This window comes from Bacillus sp. FJAT-28004 (assembly GCF_001280845.1).
Classification (GTDB): domain Bacteria; phylum Bacillota; class Bacilli; order Paenibacillales; family Paenibacillaceae; genus Pristimantibacillus.
In genome coordinates this window covers 1989913-2011414 of sequence record NZ_LGHP01000001.1, presented here as the reverse complement: position 1 = coordinate 2011414, position 21502 = coordinate 1989913, and the positions used below count along the sequence as shown (strand labels likewise).

The 21502-nt window shown below is 45.5% G+C and carries 25 protein-coding genes; all 25 read right to left on the bottom strand.

From position 1 onward, the window contains the following. Window positions 1–224: 224 nt before the first annotated feature. The gene (gene trpA / locus AC787_RS08520) at window positions 225–1034 is read right to left on the bottom strand and encodes a tryptophan synthase subunit alpha (RefSeq protein ID WP_054024386.1); all 810 of its coding nucleotides are present in this window, start codon (window positions 1032–1034) and stop codon (window positions 225–227) included. Next, window positions 1021–2226 carry a tryptophan synthase subunit beta gene (trpB, locus tag AC787_RS08515; RefSeq protein ID WP_054024385.1) on the bottom strand — a complete coding sequence of 402 codons (1206 nt, stop codon included), beginning with the start codon at window positions 2224–2226 and terminating at the stop codon, window positions 1021–1023. Before trpB ends, trpA begins: the two co-directional genes overlap by 14 nt. After that, entirely contained in the window at window positions 2223–2900 is a 678-nt protein-coding gene (locus tag AC787_RS08510) for a phosphoribosylanthranilate isomerase (RefSeq protein ID WP_054024384.1), read from the bottom strand. Before AC787_RS08510 ends, trpB begins: the two co-directional genes overlap by 4 nt. After that, entirely contained in the window at window positions 2897–3697 is an 801-nt protein-coding gene (gene trpC / locus AC787_RS08505) for an indole-3-glycerol phosphate synthase TrpC (protein ID WP_054024383.1), read from the bottom strand. Before trpC ends, AC787_RS08510 begins: the two co-directional genes overlap by 4 nt. Then, the gene (gene trpD / locus AC787_RS08500) at window positions 3684–4736 is read right to left on the bottom strand and encodes an anthranilate phosphoribosyltransferase (protein WP_054024382.1); all 1053 of its coding nucleotides are present in this window, start codon (window positions 4734–4736) and stop codon (window positions 3684–3686) included. The genes trpC and trpD overlap by 14 nt, the downstream gene beginning before the upstream one ends. Next, window positions 4736–6307 carry an anthranilate synthase component I gene (gene trpE / locus AC787_RS08495; RefSeq protein ID WP_054024381.1) on the bottom strand — a complete coding sequence of 524 codons (1572 nt, stop codon included), beginning with the start codon at window positions 6305–6307 and terminating at the stop codon, window positions 4736–4738. Before trpE ends, trpD begins: the two co-directional genes overlap by 1 nt. Before the next feature lie 359 nt (window positions 6308–6666). Continuing rightward, window positions 6667–7035 carry a chorismate mutase gene (gene aroH, locus AC787_RS08490; RefSeq protein ID WP_054024380.1) on the bottom strand — a complete coding sequence of 123 codons (369 nt, stop codon included), beginning with the start codon at window positions 7033–7035 and terminating at the stop codon, window positions 6667–6669. Beyond that, window positions 7035–8135: a 3-dehydroquinate synthase gene (gene aroB, locus AC787_RS08485; RefSeq protein ID WP_054024379.1), complete on the bottom strand. Its 1101-nt coding sequence runs from the start codon at window positions 8133–8135 to the stop codon at window positions 7035–7037. Before aroB ends, aroH begins: the two co-directional genes overlap by 1 nt. A gap of 2 nt (window positions 8136–8137) precedes the next feature. Next, window positions 8138–9307 carry a chorismate synthase gene (gene aroC, locus AC787_RS08480; RefSeq protein ID WP_054024378.1) on the bottom strand — a complete coding sequence of 390 codons (1170 nt, stop codon included), beginning with the start codon at window positions 9305–9307 and terminating at the stop codon, window positions 8138–8140. A gap of 296 nt (window positions 9308–9603) precedes the next feature. Next, window positions 9604–9774 (bottom strand): hypothetical protein, encoded by a 171-nt coding sequence (locus AC787_RS34430; RefSeq protein ID WP_162839305.1) that lies wholly within the window; start codon window positions 9772–9774, stop codon window positions 9604–9606. A 73-nt stretch (window positions 9775–9847) separates the two neighbouring features. Continuing rightward, window positions 9848–10627 (bottom strand): CheR family methyltransferase, encoded by a 780-nt coding sequence (locus AC787_RS08475; protein ID WP_054024377.1) that lies wholly within the window; start codon window positions 10625–10627, stop codon window positions 9848–9850. 29 nt (window positions 10628–10656) lie between these two features. Next, window positions 10657–11100, bottom strand: a complete 444-nt coding sequence (gene ndk / locus AC787_RS08470) for a nucleoside-diphosphate kinase (RefSeq protein ID WP_054024376.1) — start codon at window positions 11098–11100, stop codon at window positions 10657–10659. Between the two features lie 29 nt (window positions 11101–11129). Next, on the bottom strand, window positions 11130–12104 hold the full coding sequence (locus AC787_RS08465) for a polyprenyl synthetase family protein (RefSeq protein ID WP_054024375.1): 975 nt from the start codon (window positions 12102–12104) through the stop codon (window positions 11130–11132). Between the two features lie 8 nt (window positions 12105–12112). Continuing rightward, on the bottom strand, window positions 12113–12961 hold the full coding sequence (locus AC787_RS08460) for a menaquinone biosynthetic enzyme MqnA/MqnD family protein (protein ID WP_082360677.1): 849 nt from the start codon (window positions 12959–12961) through the stop codon (window positions 12113–12115). Beyond that, the gene (locus tag AC787_RS08455; protein ID WP_054024374.1) at window positions 12924–13598 is read right to left on the bottom strand and encodes a UbiX family flavin prenyltransferase; all 675 of its coding nucleotides are present in this window, start codon (window positions 13596–13598) and stop codon (window positions 12924–12926) included. The genes AC787_RS08460 and AC787_RS08455 overlap by 38 nt, the downstream gene beginning before the upstream one ends. Continuing rightward, window positions 13592–14467: a UbiA-like polyprenyltransferase gene (locus tag AC787_RS08450; protein ID WP_054024373.1), complete on the bottom strand. Its 876-nt coding sequence runs from the start codon at window positions 14465–14467 to the stop codon at window positions 13592–13594. Before AC787_RS08450 ends, AC787_RS08455 begins: the two co-directional genes overlap by 7 nt. A 2-nt stretch (window positions 14468–14469) precedes the next feature. After that, entirely contained in the window at window positions 14470–15180 is a 711-nt protein-coding gene (locus tag AC787_RS08445) for a demethylmenaquinone methyltransferase (protein WP_054024372.1), read from the bottom strand. 18 nt (window positions 15181–15198) lie between these two features. Then, window positions 15199–16059, bottom strand: coding sequence for a heptaprenyl diphosphate synthase component 1 (locus AC787_RS08440; protein ID WP_054024371.1), 861 nt, complete (start codon window positions 16057–16059; stop codon window positions 15199–15201). Window positions 16060–16184: 125 nt separating this feature from the next. Beyond that, window positions 16185–16760 (bottom strand): hypothetical protein, encoded by a 576-nt coding sequence (locus AC787_RS08435; protein WP_054024370.1) that lies wholly within the window; start codon window positions 16758–16760, stop codon window positions 16185–16187. Between the two features lie 151 nt (window positions 16761–16911). Then, window positions 16912–17133, bottom strand: a complete 222-nt coding sequence (gene mtrB / locus AC787_RS08430; protein ID WP_054024369.1) for a trp RNA-binding attenuation protein MtrB — start codon at window positions 17131–17133, stop codon at window positions 16912–16914. 227 nt (window positions 17134–17360) lie between these two features. After that, window positions 17361–17636: an HU family DNA-binding protein gene (locus AC787_RS08425; protein WP_053376669.1), complete on the bottom strand. Its 276-nt coding sequence runs from the start codon at window positions 17634–17636 to the stop codon at window positions 17361–17363. Between the two features lie 229 nt (window positions 17637–17865). Continuing rightward, window positions 17866–19344 carry a stage IV sporulation protein A gene (gene spoIVA, locus AC787_RS08420; RefSeq protein WP_054024368.1) on the bottom strand — a complete coding sequence of 493 codons (1479 nt, stop codon included), beginning with the start codon at window positions 19342–19344 and terminating at the stop codon, window positions 17866–17868. A 295-nt stretch (window positions 19345–19639) separates the two neighbouring features. After that, the gene (locus AC787_RS08415; protein ID WP_082360676.1) at window positions 19640–20392 is read right to left on the bottom strand and encodes a hypothetical protein; all 753 of its coding nucleotides are present in this window, start codon (window positions 20390–20392) and stop codon (window positions 19640–19642) included. A gap of 150 nt (window positions 20393–20542) precedes the next feature. Beyond that, the gene (locus AC787_RS08410) at window positions 20543–20890 is read right to left on the bottom strand and encodes a 2Fe-2S iron-sulfur cluster-binding protein (RefSeq protein ID WP_054024367.1); all 348 of its coding nucleotides are present in this window, start codon (window positions 20888–20890) and stop codon (window positions 20543–20545) included. After that, the gene (locus AC787_RS08405; RefSeq protein WP_054024366.1) at window positions 20890–21492 is read right to left on the bottom strand and encodes a hypothetical protein; all 603 of its coding nucleotides are present in this window, start codon (window positions 21490–21492) and stop codon (window positions 20890–20892) included. Before AC787_RS08405 ends, AC787_RS08410 begins: the two co-directional genes overlap by 1 nt. Between the last annotated feature and the right edge of the window lie 10 nt (window positions 21493–21502).

Here is a 21502-nt window from a genome sequence, read left to right as displayed (position 1 = left end):
TCGACCCAACGGACATAACATCCCTTATTTCAAAATATTCAATGCGTTTGAACGCTATTATGTCGTAATAACGGCTTCTATGTCCGTTCCCCCCCCCAACTATCCCAAAAAAACAAAAAAGCTCTCCTAGAACAAGTCTAGGGAGCTTTCCGCCATTTCTAATTTGCTATGTCATTAATAAGCCACGTCAGCAATGCATAAGTGCCTTTTGTCAAAAAATCCGCTTACCCTTTAAGCTGAGCAACAAAATCGCCGATTTGCTTAAGTCCCGCTTCACGATTATTAACATCGTTCAGCAATGGAATAGCTTCTTCTATTGTACGAACAATCGCGCTGCCCACGATTACGCCGTCACACTGCTTTTCAAAGCGAGCAACCTGCTCGCGGCTTGAAATACCAAAGCCTACAGCGATTGGCAAATCGGTAGCCTCGCGAACCATCGAAAGAAATTCATCAATGCCCGTATGAAAATCAGCTCTCACGCCTGTTACGCCAAGTGATGACACGCAGTATACAAACCCTTTTGCTTTGCGTGAAATGCGCGTAACGCGATCCTTCGATGTTGGTGCAACAAGTGGAATAAGATGAACATTAGCCGCTTCCGCAAGCTGTCTAACTTCTTCATCCTCTTCGATCGGCAAGTCAGGAATAATAAGACCGCTGATGCCTTTGCTCTGAACAAGCTCGAAAAACGCTTCAAGTCCAAACTGAAACACCGGGTTGTAATAAGTGAACAATATAAACGGAATTTTGACGCCGGCCTCACGCGATTGCTCAGCTATTTCAATACAATCCTTTATTGTGATGCTATTGTGACGCAATGCTCTCTCGGATGCACGCTGAATAACGGGACCATCCGCAAGAGGATCGGAATACGGTACGCCAAGCTCGATCATATCAGCGCCCGCTTTCTCCAAGGTTTGGATGATAGCAACCGAAGTAGCAAGATCAGGATCACCCATCGTAACAAAAGGAATTAACGCCGTTTTGCCTTCAGACTTTAGCCTTGCAAATGCTGTATCAATGAGATTCATGCTTATTTACCCCCAAATAACCCATAATCGCTTCTACGTCCTTGTCTCCGCGTCCGGATAAGCTGACAACGACTACTTTGTCTTTATCAAGCGTTGGCGCAAGCTTAATCGTCTGAGCGATTGCATGAGCCGATTCTAGAGCTGGAATGATACCTTCCGTGCGGGATAGCAATTGCAAGGCATCAAGTGCCTCAGCATCCGTTACTGGTACATATTCAGCGCGTCCGGAGTCTTTCAAATATGCATGCTCTGGTCCAATACCAGGATAATCAAGCCCCGCTGAAATCGAATGTGCAGGTTGAACCTGTCCATACTCATCCTGCAGCACATAGCTCATCGAGCCCTGGAATACACCATGACGTCCTTTGGTCATTGTAGCTGCATGCTCTATCGTATCCACGCCGCGACCTGCAGCCTCAACGCCTAGCAGCTTCACGCTGTCATCATTAATGAACGGGTAGAAAATACCCATCGCGTTGCTGCCTCCGCCAACAGCTGCTACAACATAATCCGGCAATCTGCCTTCTTCAGTCAATATTTGTTTACGAGCCTCATCGCCAATAATGCGTTGGAAATCGCGAACCATCATCGGATAAGGATGCGGGCCAGTAACAGAACCCAAAATGTAATACGTATCCTCAACATGGCTGACCCAGTAACGAAGGGTTTCATTGCAAGCATCCTTAAGTGTCCTCGTACCTGATAGTACAGGCACAACCTCTGAGCCAAGCAGCTGCATGCGGAAAACATTAAGCTGCTGACGCTTCATATCTTCCTCGCCCATAAATACTTTACATTCAAGCCCAAGCAAAGCAGCAATCGTTGCCGAAGCTACGCCATGCTGTCCAGCGCCCGTTTCTGCAATTATTTTTGATTTTCCCATTCGCTTGGCAAGTACGCCTTGTCCGATTGTATTATTAATTTTATGTGCCCCTGTATGGTTCAGGTCTTCACGTTTTAAGTAAATTTTTGCGCCACCAAGATGTTCGCTTAGACGCTCTGCATAATACAGTGAAGTCGGTCGACCCGAGTATTTATGCAATAAATAACGAACCTCGTCTTGAAACGCTTGATCCTTGGAATAATGCTGGTAAGCCTCCTCTAGCTCTAACAATGCAGTCATTAATGTTTCTGGTACATATCTGCCGCCAAATTTACCGAAGCGTCCATTCTCATCTGGTACTTGTGTCATGCTTCCATCACCCTTCTAACAAATAATCGGATTTTTTCGATATCTTTTCGTCCATCCGTCTCAACACCGCTTGATACATCAATCCCGCTTGGAGCATATGTCCTCAGCAGCTCTTGCACATTTCCTTCATGCAGACCACCTGCTACATAAAGTGTAATGCCAAGCTTTTCAGCTGCTTGATTATATTCTTCTATCGCTTCCCAATCAAAGGTTTGACCAGTGCCGCCGCCAGGTGCGTCTATCAGCACGGCATCAACAGCTGCTTGGTAAGGAGTTAACCGCTCTAGAGCTGTAATTGGCACATTACCTTCTGCATCCTTTTTCATGGAAAATACTTTCCATACTTGAACGTTCAACTGCTCACGCACCATTTGGCAAAAAGCTGCCGATTCATTGCCATGCAATTGAACCACATCTAATGGGGCTTCTGACAAAAGGTTTTGCAAATTCGCAAAAGTTTCATTTACGAATACGCCTACCGTCCTCGGACGCTCACCGCCAGCTGCCTTTAACTGCCAAACTGCTGATATAAGCTGCGATGCGGTCGTCTTATCTACCAGCCGCTTGCTTGGAGCAAATACGAAGCCGATTTCGTGAATGGGCAAGCCGTCCATCTGTTGAATGGTTTGCACATCCATCAGACCACAAATTTTGATACGCGGCTGCTGCTTCATCGAACAGTTACCGCACCCATTAAATCATTAACCGATTGTCCTACTAGCTCATGACGCATAAAATACTCACCGATCAGTACGCCATGTGCGCCTATTGACTGCAAGTAATCCATATCGCTGTTGCCCGCAATTCCACTCTCACTAATAACGGTGACATTTTTCGGCATAAGTCCAATTAATGCTTCTGTCGTTTTCAAATCCGTTACGAATGATTTCAAATCACGGTTATTAATGCCGATGAGCGTTGCTTTGTCCAGCTCAAGAACGCCTTCTAGCTCTTCTTGGTTGTGCACTTCTACGAGAACATCCATCCCAATTGACTTCGCAAGATCATGAAACTCGCCAAGCTGTGACGGCGTCATAATAGCTGCGATCAGCAAGATCGCATCAGCACCGATCAATCTAGCCTCATAAATTTGACGATAGTCAATCGTAAAATCTTTTCTTAATAGAGGAACCTTTACCGTCTTTTTAACCGCTTGTAGAAATGCATTAGATCCTTGAAAGTAATCACGATCCGTCAATACCGATATACAATCCGTACCAGCAGCTTCATATTCTGCCGCAAGCGTTGTCGGCTCAAAATCAGCACGAATCAGCCCTTTAGAAGGCGATGCCTTCTTAACCTCAGCAATAAGTCCCATACTTCTGTTGCGACCAGCTGCCGATAATGCATGTTCAAAGCCACGGCAAAGTTCAAGCTCGGAGATTTGTTTCTCAACCTTTGCAAGGTCAAAGCGAGCGGCGAGCTCCTCAACCTCAGTTCGTTTTGTTGCTACTATTTTATCTAGAAACATTTGCCAACTCTCCTGTCGTATGAATAAGACTAACGAGCTTCTGCTGGGCCTCACCAGAATCGATTACCTGGGCTGCAATCGCTGCACCCTCGCGTAGCGAATTTGCCTTCCCGCCTACATAAATACATGCTCCTGCATTCGCAAGCACGATATCACGATAAGCGCCGCGCTGCTCTCCTGAGAAAATAGTCCGAATAAGTGCTGCGTTAACATCCGGCTCGCCACCCATTACATCCGCGATTGACCAGCGTGATAGTCCTAGCTCCTCTGGCGTGACATCATAGGTTCTGACAGTTCCGTTTAATAGCTCAGAAATTTGTGTAGGTGCAGATATGCTAATTTCATCAAGTCCATCATGACTGCTTACCACCATCGCACGTTTCAGTCCAAGCTCGCCAAGTACCTCAGCAACAGTGGATGTGCGAGTCCGGTCGTATAAGCCAAGGAGCTGTCTGTCAGCTCCTGCGGGATTAGTAAGCGGACCAAGCATGTTGAAAATAGTTCGAATGCCAAGCTCACGCCGAGGAACAGAAGCATGACGAAGCGATGGATGATACAACTGCGCGAACATAAAGCAAATGCCGATATCCTCTAAGCACTTTGCGGCTTGTTCAGGAGTAATCGTAATCTGTACGCCGAGTGCCTCCAGCACATCAGCGCTGCCAGTTTTCCCAGACATCGCGCGATTGCCATGCTTGGCGACTCGAATGCCTGCCGCCGCAGCGATAATGGAGGATGCGGTCGAGATGTTAAATTTATGAATACCCGACCCGCCGGTACCACATGTATCGAGCAAACCCTCTTGCTCGGTATGGAGTTGACTCGAATGCGCGCGCATCGCTTCAGCGAAGCCGGTTATTTCATCCTTCGTCTCGCCTTTCATCCTCATCGCGGTTACTACGCCAGCTATTTGCACCGGTGTTGCTTCACCGCTCATGATGATGTTCATCACCTTTTTCGCTTGCTCTCTTGTTAGACTTGAGCCGCCAATAAGCTGGTTCAACGCCTGCTGCATCGATATCGTTTCGGTTGCCTGCATTATTGACCAAGCCCCTCTCCGACCTTGACGTAATAATCTGTATTAATGGAATTGAAACTATCCGGCGCGCTCTTCGGCTGTGCAAAAATCGCTTCAGCAGCACGAATGGCTTTAAGGCTGCCTTTCGCCTTATTTACTGTCTCCAAATATTCGCTCTCAGGCACAGAATCCCAAACGATTCCCGCTCCTGCTTGGACATACGCTTTGCCGTGCTTGAAAATAATTGTACGAATCGTAATACATGTATCCATCGTACCGCCAAAGCCCAAATATCCGATGGCGCCTGCATATGCACCGCGCGCTTCATTTTCTAGCTCCGCAATAATTTCCATCGCTCTCAGCTTAGGTGCGCCAGAGACGGTGCCTGCCGGCAAGCAAGAGACGAAAGCATCAAAAAAGTCTTTGTCCTTATGCAGCTTGCCAGACACATTCGATACGATATGCATGACGTGGGAATAACGCTCGATTTCCATAAACGAATCACATTTTACCGATCCAAATTCGGATACGCGTCCAATATCATTACGACCGAGATCAACCAGCATCAAATGCTCGGCACGCTCCTTCTCATCCGCAAGCAGTTCAACCTCATAAGCCTTATCCTCTTCCGGTGTCTTGCCGCGCGGCCTTGTACCCGCAATTGGTCTTGTCTCAACTCGATCTCCGGTTACTTTCACTAGCGCTTCCGGCGACGCGCCGACAATAACTTCCTCACCCATTTTCAAATAATACATATAAGGAGATGGATTCATCATCCGAAGCACACGGTATACATGAAGCGGATCAACATCCGTATCAATGCTAAAGCGCTGTGATAGCACGACTTGAAAAATATCTCCAGCGCGAATGTATTGCTTAGCCTGCTCAATGTTTGAGATGAATTGCTCCTTGGTCACATTGGATTGAACGTCGCCTAATTCATAATCGACTTCAATCGAGCGTCCAGTCGTAACTGGAATGGTCACAGGCTGCTGAAGGCGTTCAATGGTTGCTTCGATTTTGGCAACAGCCGCTGCATAGCTCTTTGCGATTTCCGAATCCGTTGAACCTTCAGCAATATGAACATTCCCGACAATTTGCAGCTGCTGCTTGAAGTGGTCAAACACAATCACTTGATCACAAAACATAAACTGCATGTCATTCATATTCAAGTCATCGATGCGGTGGGCAGGAAGCTTCTCATAGTATTGCAGCAAATCATAACCGAAAAATCCGATTGCTCCACCTGTGAAGGGAGGAAGCTCTGGAAGCGATGGGCTGCGGAAGGAACGCAAGTGAGCTTTTAGAAGCTCAATAGGCTTATCATTAAGCACATGCTTCACTCCGTTATGCTCAAGCACCATCTCGCCATTTTTACCGTAAAGCATCATGAATGGATCGGTTCCAATAAACGAATAACGCGCCCATTTCGCGCCACCCTCGACGCTCTCCAGCAGAAAAGCATGATTCTCTTTCGCAAAATGCTGGAATAGTCGAATTGGTGTTTCTGTGTCCGCCATCATATAGCGAACGATTGGAATTAAATTGTACTGACTGGCAAGACGGGTGACGTGCTGCAGCTCATTTGACATTCCGAACAACCTCCCTTAGTAGTAAATACATCTATTGATAAAAACAAAAAAAGCTCCTGCCAGAGCAGGAGCGTTGGTTTAGATGATGACGGAAGTGTGTAAGCGGAAAAGACGCATGTGTAGATACGTTGAAACAGCACTTTTACAATCCTGAGTGCAAATGCACAAAAGATCGTTCAGCTTCTTCTCAAACTCGCGTATCTCTCATTGCCTAACTCTGCTTCTCTCAACTAGTCTCGACTCATCTATGCTCAGCTCATAAAACGGCTCTGCTACTCTCACTTACGTTACTAAATATACAACAACGTACGGCTGTGCGTCAACAAAGGGATTTGATCGTTATGAGAATAATTAAAGCTTTATGCTTTTGATAAATCAGGACGAAGCGCTTGCGCGCCGTTTAAATAAACATGACGAATCTCTGCTTGGGTTTTGTCCGTGTTAATAAGTACCATCAATCTAATGCAGCGCTCTAGACTGCCTTTGACCGGAACTTCAAGCGCGCACATCAGCGGAACAAGCTCCCAGCCCTTCATTTGGCGAATAGCTCTAGCAGGGAATGTCTCATCGAGATCGCTCGTAACCGTCACGAACACGCTGCAAATATCGTCTGGCACGATCTCATTATCTGCCACGATTCCGTTCAGCATTTCAATCGTTGCATTCAAAATGGGCTGTTCTTCATTAGCCTCGACAGTAATAGCACCACGAATTCCTCTAACACTCATTATTGTTGCACCTCCTGCTTTAATTGCTCTACGATTTCACGTACCCATTGTATGCGAACATCGGATTTAATCTCTACTTGACCAATTGCAGTAGGCACAACAAAAACCATCGTACCCTCAGCAAATTTCTTGTCATGCATCATCGCTTCCATAATCTTGTCTACGTCTAGATGCTCGGGCAACCGCACAGGCAGTCCTGCTTTAGCAAGAACGCGCTTCGTCACGGTATAGACCTCTTCAGGAGCGCCATATCGCATACCAAGCTTAGCCGATCCCACCATGCCAATTGAAATGGCTTCCCCATGCAATAGCTCGCCATATCCAGCCACCGCTTCTAGAGCATGACCAATCGTATGTCCCAAATTCAAGATTGCTCTTAAATCATTTTCACGCTCATCCTTCGATACGACTGCCGCCTTCACGCTGCAGCCCTTATACAAGGCATAACCAAGCGCTTCCGCATCCAGCGAGAGCAGCTTGCCTGCATTTTCTTCACACCAATCGACAAATGTTTCATCCCAAATAAGTCCGTGCTTGATCACTTCCGACAAGCCGGCGCTCACTTCTCTAGGAGGAAGTGTTTGCAGCGTGTGCAAATCATACAACACCAGCTCAGGCTGATGGAAAGCACCGATAATATTTTTAGCAAGAGGATGATTGACGGCAACCTTTCCGCCTACACTGCTGTCATGCGCCAAAATCGTAGTTGGAACCTGTACGAATTTAATACCCCGCATATAGGAAGCGGCTACAAAACCTGCAAGATCTCCAACCACACCGCCACCTAACGCAACGATAGCTGACTTGCGGTCGAGACCCTCTTCCAAAGCTTTTGCGACAAGCTTTTCGAGCATTCCTAGAGATTTTGAGCTTTCTCCAGCTGGAACAACTACACTTGATGTTTTAAAACCTGCGCCTGCAAGCTCTGACTCAAGCGTTTGCAAATGAATGCCAGCAATATTGGAATCAGTAATGATGAGCAGCGGCGATTTCTGGCTAATACCATGCTTTATGAAATAGGAGGATGCCTCCTTCAAGAGGCCCTCCCCAATGTATATAGGATAAGAGCGGTCACCAAGATCAACTGTAAGCTCACGCATTTTTAATACCGTCCTAGCTGTTCGAGATAATTGTTTAAGTTAGCGCGAATTTCCTCAATGGAATCACCGCCAAATTTTTCAAGGAATGCTTTAGCAACTTCCCAAGCAACAACATGCTCCATTACAACGCTTGCCGCTGGCACAGCGCAGCTGTCTGAACGCTCAACTTGAGCCGTAAACGGTTCTTTTGTGTCGATATCAACACTACGAAGCGGCTTGTAAAGCGTAGGAATTGGTTTCATTACACCGCGAACGACGATTTGCTCCCCGTTCGTCATGCCTCCCTCGAAGCCACCGAGTCTATTCGTTGCACGATGATACCCGCGTTCCGCATCATACATAATCTCATCATGTACTTGTGAGCCTCGAAGCTTTGCTGCTTCAAAGCCGATACCGATCTCACAGCCTTTGAACGCATTGATCGATACGACTGCTTGCGCTATACGTCCATCGAGCTTGCGATCCCACTGTACGTGACTGCCTAGACCGATCGGCACGCCTTCGATAATACATTCCACGATACCGCCAATCGAATCGCCTTCTGCCTTAATTTGATCGATGTAGTCGGTCATCTTCTGTTCGGTTTCCTTGTCGACGACTCGAACGGAAGATTCCTCAGTCAAACGGATCAATTCATCGACAGGAAGCTGATTAGCAGGTGCTTCGATATCGCCAATACGAATAACTTGTCCAGCAACTTTAATGCCGAATTCCGCAAGAAATTGACGAGCTACAGCTCCTACAGCTACACGCGCAGCTGTTTCACGAGCACTGGAGCGCTCAAGCACATTACGCAAATCCTTCAAATCATATTTAAGTCCGCCATTCAAATCCGCATGACCAGGACGCGGACGATGAACGCGGCGCTTCTCTTCATCGCTGCCTTCGATCGGCTCAATATTCATGACGGATGTCCAGTGTTTCCAATCATTGTTCGCAACGATCAGCGCTACAGGAGCACCAGTCGTTTTGCCGTGGCGTACGCCCCCAACAATGTTAGCGGTATCTTTCTCAATTTGCATCCGGCGGCCACGACCATGACCCTTCTGACGACGGTGCAGTTGAAAGTTCAATTCCTCGAAATCAATTTTTAAATTGCTTGGCAATCCTTCAATAATTGCGGTTAATTGGGGACCATGTGTTTCCCCTGCAGTCAAATATCTTAAACTCAACTAAAGCTCCTCCTCAAGTGTAAACGACTATCGCAGTCCATTGACGGCACAAGCTCGTTTCGCGGTGAAATTTAAGTCTTTTTATAAGTGAAAAACTTATAAAGTCATTAATTTTCAAAACAAGCCTCTAAGTGCCTGCTATGCTTTACAGCACTAAACATCTTTGCTCATTATAGTACACAGTTACCGGTTTGACAAGAATTTAGGCGCCTTGAAAGCAGCTATATACCTATAAAAAAAGGGCTAGCGGAATCGTCATCAAGAACGACAATTCAACCAGCCCGGGTAGTGTGCAGTTAATTTGCTGTTAACCGATCTTTTCTAAGCAGCGCCGTTCCTTCGGTCGTCAGCGATGGGTCATCAACGAGTCTTGTCATCTGTCCACTGTCTACTCCGATAATTTGCGCGCATTCCTGAATAGAAATAAAACCACGTCTATAGGCAGCTATAACCTTACGTTTATCCATCGGTTGCTTCATCCTCCAAGTTTATTACATACTCACTAGTATAGGAGAAGATGGAAAACGGTATACATTCAGCTTATACTCGGCGATAAAAGAATGTATCAGCGGTCTCAAATCCATATTGCGCTGGAGAGAAAATTTGTTCCGTACTGCCTACAAACAGCAGTCCGCCCGGTTTAAGTGCATTTGAAAATTTATGATACAATAAGTGCTTTGCTTCTTCTGTGAAATAAATCATTACGTTTCGGCACACAATTAAATCAAATGATCCATCAAACGTATCATGAAGCAGATTCTGCTGCTTGAATTGAATGAACTGCTTTAGGGAGTCAGAGATCAAATAAGCTCCCTCTGCCTGTTTAAAATATTTTTGACTGCAAACTTGCGGTACATCGCGCAGCGATCGCTCTAAATAGCTGCCTTCCTTCGCCTTTTGCAGAACATTTGAATCGAGATCCGTTGCAAGGAGCGTGGATCGCTGCAAGGCGCCCAGCTCCGATAAAATCATAGCCAATGTGTATGGCTCTTCACCTGTCGAGCATGCCGCACTCCAAACCTTCAGACGATTAGTCGAAGCAAGCATTTCCGGAAAGAAGCGTTTTTGCAAAACTTCCCAACGGGAAGGATTCCTCCAAAATTCAGAAACGTTAATCGTCATTCGATCCAAAAATTCATTAAGCATGCTGCGATTTTGCTCAATAGCCTTCCAATATTCTTCGAATGTTTGATAGCCGTGCTTCATTCGTAATGTAGTCAGCCTGCGTTTCATTTGAGCTTCTTTGTATTGCGACAAATCAATGTCGGTCTTTTGCTTTATTCGAGCAATAAACTGTGCAAAATCACGATCTTCAAGCATAGGCTCCTCCATCGCTTGTGGACGAAATATTAAATCCACCGTTGAATTGTATGCTCGTATTGAACCAACTCAGCTGGGGTAAAGTAAATGTCGATCTCTTTTTCCGCATTAGCTGCTGAATCGGAGCCGTGAATAAGATTGAAATTCGTATGTACAGCAAAGTCCGAACGAATAGTGCCTGGATGAGCATCTATCGCATCCGTCTTGCCAATTAGGGCACGTGTCAATGCAATAACATTGTCACCCTGCCATACCATCGCAAATACAGGACCTGACGTAATGAAGTCCAGTAAGGGCTCATAAAAGACCTTTCCTTTATGTTCTTCATAGTGGCGCTCAGCGATCTCATGGCTTAAAACCATAAATTTGGCTGCTGACAATTGCAGTCCTTTTTTTTCAAATCTCGAAACGATTTCGCCAATTAGACCACGCTGAACGCCATCAGGTTTAATCATCAGAAAAGTTCTTTCCATCCTCAATCATTCCTTTCTATTTTGCACGATTAATAATTACGTTTACCAAACAAAATCGCTATATCACTCAAGTTCTTCTTCGCTGTCACATTCGGTAATCCCTCTAATGCTTGCAGAGCTTTTTTGATATATCGGTTTGCAAGCTGATCCGCTTGCTCTCCGCCGTCACTCTTGCGGATCATATCGATGGCACGTCCTGCATCTCTTTTCCCGCCTTGCTCCCTGATCAATGCAATTTCCCTTAACAACGGATCGCGAGTATTCGGGTCCTGCAAAGCCAAAAGAACAGGCAGCGTAATATTTCCTTGGCGCATATCAGAGCCTGATGGTTTGCCGATCTGTTTCTCCGTTCCGTAAAGATCAAGCAAATCGTCACGAATCTGAAACGCCATGCCCACATTATAACCATATCGATATAAGCAATTAGCGGTTTTACGGTCCGTATTGGCTGCAACAGCACCAAGTTGACAACTAATTGCTATTAATAAAGCTGTCTTGCGTCTTATCCGAAGCAAATAATGACGAACTGATTGCTCCGTATTAAAGAAATCTCGAATTTGTTCCATCTCACCGATACACATCTGCACGAGCGCGTGTGACAAAATTTGATGAATCTGCGGATTAGGAAGCTGGGCTGCGATTGATAATGCTTTACCATGAATAAAATCGCCCGTATACATCGCAATGCGATTGTCCCACTTGGACTTTACGGTGAGCTGTCCACGACGAGTTTCTGCGTCGTCAATTACGTCATCATGTACAAGTGAAGCCATATGTATAAGCTCAAGAGGGACTGCGACACGCTTCATCACATCCAGCTGATAATCGCCAAACTTGCCTGCCAGCAGTACAAAAACGGGTCTAATCCGTTTACCGCCAGCTCTAAGCAAGTGCAAAGAAGCTTCGCCAAGCAGCACATGATCATCCGACACGCTGCGTTCAAGCTCCTGCTCGATTTGATTTAGGTCGCCTTTCATCTTTGCATACAAATCTAGTAGTTTCATTCTTTCACCTATTGGGCAGATTGGTCTTCAAAAAAAGTAAGCTCCACGTCATTCGATAACAACCCTAGCTGCTTAGAATAATCGAAATATAATTTAAGTCCTTCTTGCAGCTTGCTCCCAAAATCATATTGAAGCGAATGAAAGTACATCTCCCAGTAAGTCGATACTCCTCCAAGCTGCGTACAGGCTTGATCAATTAGTGGACCAAGATGGTTCATATTATACTGTTTGCTCGTATTTAACGCATTATATACCGCATGAACGGCTTCAGGAGCTGCAATAGCTGCTTCTTTACGTGCAGCAACTACAGCGTAGGTCATGCCAAGCCCCGTCCACTCATTCCACAATTGTCCTAAATCGATAACATGCAGGCCGTGGTTCTTCCATGAAGCCTGAATCGCAGGGTCTCCAATAATTAGTGCAGCATCGGCTGTCTCCAGCATACTCTCAAGATTTGGTGCTGCAGTGACATACTCTGGACTGCATTCAAAGTGCAATGTCATCAATATTTTTAACAAATTAACCGAAGTCGCCGATGTCGTAGTAACTGAAATTCGTTCAGGACGTTTACGGCTAATCGGCTCTTTCATAAATAGTAGGATTGAGTTGACATTTCCAACAGAACCAACGGACAATTGTGGCAGCAGGACATAATCATCCGCATTCAGTCCGTAGGCAAATGATGAAATGGCTGATACATCTAATTCACCAGCTTGTAGCAGCTTGTTTAATTCAGAAGGTACACGTTTTATGACCTCAAAACTGTCCCCATTCATTCGCTCCTCGAGCTGATGGAAAAGCGGCCATGCATTCGCGTAATCAATTCTTCCGATGGTGATCGGGCGATTCATGCCCATTCTGTTCATCTCCCCATCTTCTGTACAAATCATGTTCGATTGTCATATTATCAAGTACTTTACCAACTAAAAAGTCAATCATTTCATCCATCGTTTGCGGTTTGTAATAAAAAGCCGGCATAGCCGGAATAATTCTTACGCCTAGTCGAGCAAGCGTCAGCATGTTTTCAAGATGAATCGCATGAAGCGGCGTTTCTCTTGGTATGATGAGCAGCTTTCTGTTCTCCTTCAGCATGACATCTGCGGCTCTAGTCATCAAATTATCGGAAATGCCGTGCGATATCGACGCAAGCGTCCCCATCGAGCACGGCACAATAACCATTCCTTGAACCCGGTAAGAGCCGCTTGCAATGCTTGCTCCAATATCCGCATTTGGATGAAAGACAAGTCTCGATTCCGCAATAGCATCGCCAAATCGTTGTTCAAGAGCTGCTGTGCGACGAGTCGTCTCCCAGCCTAGCTCTTCCCTCAGCACTCTCCAACCTGCTTCTGTAATAACAAGATGAACTTCGTAGTTCATCTGAAGGAGTACTTCTATGAGCCTTATCCCATATATAGAGCCGCTTGCCCCCGTAATGCCAACTACCCATCGATTCGCCCAATTCGATTGGCTATTCTGTATACGATCTTCTACCATTGGTGAATGACCAGTAAATCAACAATTACGAAAAGAAAAAGCACGACGCTTAATGTACCGTTCATTCCAAAAAACGCAGTTTGGACGCGCGACAAATCATTAGGACGAACGAGCCAGTGCTGATAAAATAAAAGTGTTATGGAAATCAAAGTACCAAGTAGATACATCCAGCTAAGATCAGTTAGCCAAAACAGAGCAATAAAACCGATTGCCGTAACGATATGTAAGGAACGAGCAATCCATAGAGCTCCTTTTATGCCAAAGCGCGCCGGAATCGAATGTAACCCAGCATTGCGGTCATATTCAAAATCTTGTGTAGCATAAATGATATCAAAGCCTGCAATCCATAAAGCAACTGTAATATATAATATCCAAGCAGCCAGATCAAAGTGACCCGTAATGGCAACCCAGCCTCCAAGCGGCGATAGTCCAATTGTAAAACCGAGAATAAGATGGCATAACCATGTAAACCGTTTTGTGTAAGAATAAAGAACTAACAGTGCAACCGCGATTGGCATAAGTTTCAACGCGATTGGAGCTAAGTTCGCACTTGCTACAAACAACAATACAAAGGATACAATAATAAACAACAAAACCTCTGCTGATTTAAGCAAGCCAGCAGGAAGTGCTCTTTTTTCGGTTCGTGGATTACGTAAATCGATAGCTTTATCTATTAGGCGATTCAAGCTCATTGCCGCGCTTCGAGCGCCGAACATTGCAAGCGTAACCCAGCCGATCTCACTCCAAGACGGAAGCCGCTGCTCCATCATTACCGCCCCTAGAATAGCTCCCATAAAAGCGAAAGGCAAAGCAAAAACAGTATGCTCAAACTTAATCATTTCCAAAATAATACGTAATTTGCGAATCATTGCTACTTCTTCTCCTTTGTCCCCATATGCAGCGCAGCTACTCCGCCAGTCAGAGGATATGCCTTCACCTGATGAAGACCCGCTTCTTCAAACAGCTCAGCAAGCTGCTGTCGACCGGGAAACATTTTCAGTGATTCGGGCAGCCATTTGTATTCACTAAAGCTTTTGGCTACCACTTTACCAATAACCGGCAATATACGTCCGAAATAAAAGTTATACATTGCTTTAAATGGCTGCCAAGTAGGTTTTGACACTTCTAAACATACGACCTGACCACCTGGTTTAACGACACGATGCATTTCCTTTAGTACCTGTAAATAATCAGGTACATTGCGCAGACCGAAACCAATCGTAACGTAGTCAAAGGAATTATCCTCGAAAGGCAAGCTCATTGCATTTCCTTGAACTAATGTAATTTGTTTGTTCAGGCCCAATTTGTTTACTTTGACAGCTCCAACATCAAGCATGTTTTGGCTAAAATCAAGTCCTACGATTTGTCCTGTCCCGCTTGCATCTGCAAGTGCAACCGTCCAATCACAAGTGCCGCAGCAAAGGTCAAGTGCTGTTTGTCCTTTAGCTACGCTCATTTTTTTCATCGTAAACTTACGCCATGACTTATGTCTTCTAAAGCTTATAAGATCGTTCATCAAATCGTATTTTGGAGCAATCCTCTCAAATACGCCATGCACATGGCTCTTGGAGTTCGTATCCACCCTTGCAAGTCACCTCGTTTAATTGAGCGCTGGCGTGAAATCGGTCTTTTCGTTCAATAGATTATCGACGATACTTGTCAATTCTCCGAGCAACTTGTCCGATTCCAGCTTGCCAGCTAAAGCCTTCACCGTATCGGCTGTTTGCTTCAGCTTCGCTATTAGCTGGCTGCGCACCTTATATTTTTCCACCAAACTGTTAATCAATGCATGCTCATAAATACGTAGAGAAAGCTGCTGGCGATCATCTTCAGTACCTGCCTGCATGATATGCCAGTACGACCAACTCTTATCGAATTTAGCCGGATTCTCACTGCGCATTAATTCATCCACCAAAACCTCGCACCGACTAATGCCGTCTAGAATCCCTGGCCAAACGCGAGATAGCTCGCCCTCCAGCACCTCTGTGAAAATCTGGAACAACGTGCTTTTAAGCTGCACCGAAAGACCTAAATATTCTTCCGAGGTCATCTTAAGCTGCCTCATTCGTACGTAAAGATTCACTTTCAGTCTGTTGACCTCACTAACCGCGCTGCTGATTTTGGAAATCATCTCAATTTCGCCGGCTTGCGAAAGCAATTGATAGAAAGTTGCGCTAAAGTAGTCCCCTGCCAGCACCTTAAGCTGCCTCGAGCGCATCTCTGGCTCAGAGCGCTGCTCTTGGTGTGTATCGATTAAATCATGCGTATCCATTCCTAGCTGAACGAGAGATACGACGAGCGTATAGAGCTCACTGTTGGTCTTTAGCGACGCTTGCTGGCTCAGGAAGGCGTGTAGCAAGCGAAGCCTCGCATTCGCTAAGTCAGGAAGAGACGTATGCTCCTCAATCATGTCATATTTCACATATTTTTGAGCTATTTCAGGTATACGGTATGTTCTCATTGGGGAAGCCTCCGAACAGAGAAGCGCAAATCGCCGCTCAATAATCTAAACTATTATAGCACAACTTATTCTAAAGAACATATGATTGAGCTTGCTTGTTCATCAAATTGCAATATACATCCCTTTTAAAGCTGCGAAATGGAGGAAGGTTTTACAGTAAATCCCGATACTGGACCAAAACGTTCTTCCCATGCTGAAGTAAAGCTAACTCGAAGTCTCTTTCTCCAAAGCTCATCATGCACAGGATCAGCATCCGAGAGGCGATCCATCTCAGAAATAAGCCAATCGTCTGTTTTTCGCACATCAACAGCAGCAAGCATAGCATTACCATCCGAATGAACCTCGATAATCCGAATCAGTATACGCTTTACGTTTTCTAACTGCATAAAGGAGACACGCACAAGTTTCTCAATATCCGAGAACCAGATCGCAGGTCTACCTTCGCTTGTGCTTACCCTTATATCGACTGACAAAATCCCATTGCTCCATTCCGCCTTATTCAACCGCTCATGCAGCTGCGTTGCAATTAGCACATCTACTAGGTTGTTGTTAGAGAGCCTAACCACCGGCGTCGTGCGAAAGACAGCCACGTCGCCACGATTTGCCGAATGCTGCCATCCTGCATGAGGAAGCCATGTAAATAACAATGTGGCTGCTAACGCAGTCACACAAGCTGTTAGAAGTGGTTTTCCGATGTTCACCCTGCACCTCCGAATATTAGCTTATTTCCCCTACACCTATATCCGCATAAATATAAAGTCTCATCTCTCATTGTACGAGCGGTGCAGGGTGAATATTCGGACTGCAAGCAGGCAAAAAAAAGCAGGCATAGCCTGCTTTGCTCGTTAGTTGCTACTGGTCGGTTTCCATCGTTCCGTATTTCGTCATCACAACCGCTTTACCTCGAATTTTTATCGCTGAAGTATGATCGGTAAATTGGCAAATCAATATTTCGTTTTTATCCAACTTTTCCGTATGATGAAATTTTGTGTCCAGTCCGCGTGTTAAACCGATGACTTGAACACCTTGATCTTTTGCCTTTACGACAATGTACTCGCCATGTGTAGGCTCCATCGTTATCCCTCCGCATCCGTAATTCCTAGCTATCCATGTGAATTATAGAGGATGTATAACATTTGTGCAATCCATTCTCTCATGCAAATAAACAAATAACGCCCGAACGGAATCCCGTTCGAGCGTTATTTGGTCGAAATACAAGTATCAAATATGAGCTTATATTCCGCTGCGTATGGATGCTTGCCGCCAAAAAAAGCGTCAAAGCCGTTTTTGCTTGAGTATGCTTAATTGGATACGAGGTCCTTGAGTGATTTCCCTGGTTTGAATGCAGGCGTTTTGCTTGCTGCAATCTCGATAGGATCTCCAGTTTGCGGGTTGCGGCCTTTACGGGCTTGGCGCTCGCGAACTTCGAAATTACCAAATCCAACCAATTGGACTTTATCTCCGCTTTGCAACGCATCGGAAATAGCATCAAAAACAGCGTCAACTGCTTTCGTTGCATCTTTCTTCGAAAGATCAGTCAATTCAGCTACTTTCGTAATCAAATCTGTTTTGTTCATTGTTTCACCTCCTCCAAAGTGCTGGATGTGCTCTTTTTTGTTGTAAGCTTATAAACTCTCATCTTATCCCTCTTATTAACGGAAAACTTCAAAATTATACCTTTTAACCGAACAAACCTATAGTAATACAGCCGTTTGCCAATTTCAAGTGCCAACATTCATTTCCTACAAAACAAATAAGACCGCTCCCTATTCGGCAGCGGCTTATTCGTATACTAGATTTGATCAACTACAGAATGATTGCAATCAATCCGCCAGAGCCCTCGTTGATGATTCGTCCGAGCGTTTCCTGCAACTTGTAGCGTGCATTATCCGGCATCATTGCAATTTTGCCCTGAATGCCTTCTCTTACAATCGAATGCAGGGAACGACCGAATATATCAGACTCCCAGATTTTGATTGGGTCATTCTCAAAGTCTTGCATTAAGTATCTTACTAGCTCTTCACTTTGCTTCTCCGTGCCGATAATCGGAGCAAATTCCGATTCCACGTCGACGCGTATCATATGAATGGATGGTGCTGTTGCCTTCAGTCTAACCCCAAAGCGTGAGCCTTGACGGATTAGCTCCGGCTCGTCGAGTGCCATTTCCGCAAGTGTCGGTGCTGCAATGCCGTATCCAGTCGTCTTAACCATTTCCAGTGCTTCTGCAAAACGGTCGTATTCCCTCTTGGCATGAGAGAACTCCTGCATGAGCTGAAGCAAGTGGTCTTTGCCGCGAATCTCAACGCCGACTACCTCCATCAGGATACGGTCATACAGTTCATCCGGCGCGTACAAGTCGATTTCTGCGACACCCTGCCCCATATTCATGCCGCTTAGCCCAGCCTTGGCAATGAAGTCATATTCCATGAACTGGGTGACTACTCGGTCCACATCCCGCAGTCGGCGAATATCTTTAACCGTATCGCGAACGGAGCTCTCATAGTTGCTGCGCAACCAGTGCCGATCATTCAGCACCATTACCCAGCTCGGCAAATTAACATTTACCTCATGAACAGGGAATTCATAGAGTACTTCCCGCAATACCGAGATGACTTCTTCCTCACCCATCGTCGCTACGCTAAGCGTCATTACTGGAATATCATATTTCGCTTGCAGCTCGCTTCGCAGTTGTTGCGCCTCTTCACCCTTAGGACGAGTGGAGTTGATGATAAGGACAAATGGCTTGCCGACTTCTTTCAGCTCGTTAATGACACGCTCTTCTGCAACAACATAGGAGCTGCGCGGAATTTCTGCGATAGAGCCGTCTGTCGTAACAACAACACCGAGTGTAGAATGCTCTTGGATTACTTTACGCGTCCCGATCTCAGCCGCTTCCTGGAATGGTATCGGCTCATCGAACCAAGGAGTTGTAATCATGCGTGGACCATTTTCATCCTCATAGCCCTTCGCGCCTTCAACCGCATATCCGACACAATCGACTAGTCTCATGTTTACCTCAAGTCCATCGGTAACCCTGAGCTGCACCGCTTGATTCGGAACAAATTTAGGCTCTGTTGTCATAATCGTCTTACCTGCGGCGCTTTGAGGAAGTTCGTCCACGGCTCTCGCACGGTCTGATTCGTTAGCAATGTTCGGGAGTACAATCGTCTCCATAAACCGTTTAATAAACGTTGATTTGCCCGTCCGGACAGCCCCGACAACCCCGAGGTAAATATCCCCGCCGGTTCTTTCGGCTATGTCCTTGAAAATATCTACTTTCTCCACTGAATATCCCCTCCCAATTGATTTTTCCGGTTCGCCGCCATCCACCGGTCAATAGGGCAGGCCAGCGACGCAACTCGTACATGCTTTTTGGACTAGTAACATCTTATGTGCAAGCTTTCCGATTATGACGATTCCTTCTACGAAATCTTTTTTTGTTCCTCTGCGGGCTTCCCTTCCAAGATTGAGTTATATGAGAAAAAGAGCAAATCTATGACCCAAATAGCCAAAAAAAACCTCTCCAAGACGATAGTCAAGGAGAGGTTTTAGAGTAACTTATTAGGAAATGAGCTTTACTTTAAGGTTTTACAGCTTGCGGTTCATTATTTACAAAGTGGTATACCGGCGCTTTGACAGGGACAAAGTCTGATCCATCGACCAGCAATGTGCGCAAATCAAGCTCGGGATCAAAATCTTCTTTTCCACTCTTCTGTATGAATTGCATAATATCAATACCATAATCCGAGTATACGACCCCATTCTCACCTACTATCGCTTGAATCGTTTGTCCTGAAAAAACGCTTCGAATAGTTGGAGCTGATTTATTCATTGCTTTATAATCAATTTGATAAAACTCTGGGTAAGTTTGGTCCCCTTTTGGAAGAACGCTGTTTGTTTGTATGTACGATGTAACCCAGCTCTGAATATCATTTATTTTTTGGAACGCCAAAATATCAAGCAGCTTCACTCTAGGCTTCGTCTCTTCATCAATGATGAGGTAGCTATAGTTGCCGCCCTTCTCAAAAGCTGAAGAAGGAATATCCGACATATAGCCTGTCCGATTAAGCATCGCAAAATCAATATAAAACTTTTCATATCTTGGCGTGTCGGCTGTACTGTTTTTCATAGGCAGCATGCCCGTCTCTGCCTTATATTGATCAATCGCTGCCTGTACATTGCGTATTGCTTCTTTTGGAGCAATCTGGTTTTGCTTCAGCTGACTTTTCGGATACATGCACCCAGATAAAGCAAATAACATAACGATTAAAGCAGAGAATGCTGCGAAATGGCGTGTATATCGGGGCATGATTCCCGTAAATAATCGGTTCATTTTTCTTTTAACCTCCTTAAGGTTTGTGTAACAAATCCACTTCGTAAGGGTCAGCTTAGATTTGTGAAACAAATCCACTTCGTAAGGGTCAGCTTAGGTTTGTGAAACAAATCCACTTCGTAAGGGTCAGCTTAGGTTTGTGTAACAAACCTACCATAAATCGTCGTTTTCCTCCGCTTGTTTTGCGAGCTGCCTTGCCACTGCCGCTCGAAGCGGATCTAACGGAATTTCCACATCTACATTGCCCGCTACCCGTGCTTGGCAGGATAAGCGAACATGATCTCCGTCTAACCCCGACAGCTTATTCTTCTCCACATCACCAATCGGCTGCAGGTCACTTCCCGGCCTCACCGTGACCTTGCACATGAAGCAAGCAGCTTTGCCCCCGCAACGTGTGCGAATCGGTATATTTGCACGTCTGGCGGCGTCTAATAGCGTCGTGCCTGGCTTCACCCTAATGCTCTTGCCCGATGGCCAAAAAGTAACCACTCCGTCCATTACAGGCCACCGGCCTTTCGATTGGACAATAAATGATGTAGACTCCGCCTTGCCTCAGCAGTAAATGTATTTTTTTTTTCAATTGCAAGCAATGCTTCCTCGTGAAGCATTGGGTTTTTAGCAAACGCTTTTACGATTAAATCAACACGATCCATGCGTTCACGCAAGAAATTAAACCATAGCTCATGCGCAAGCGGAACGATTGCTACGGAATAATCAGCATCGTTCAAAACAACTTGCTCGGAGAAAGGCATCAGCAGTTTATTAACCATCGTCTCATATCGATTGCCGCGAGCATTTACCTCAAATCCCCCAACGAGTTCTACCTGTATCTCATGAATAAGAAAATGGCTAAGTGTTGATCGGTACATATCTGTCACGCTAAGTGTGGGCTGATCTAGCGCGAAAGGATCTAGAGCTTTATAGAGTATATGTACATCCACATCGTCGCAGTAAATGTCCAAATCACGAGGTTCCTTTGACAACTCTAGTCCTCGAAGCATCAGACTGGCGCTTCCGCCAATAATCCACTGCGCCTGACACGTTTCTGTCGCTTTTTTCACGGCAACCAGCGCTTTATGAATGCGTTCATGTTCTGACATCGCTGGCACT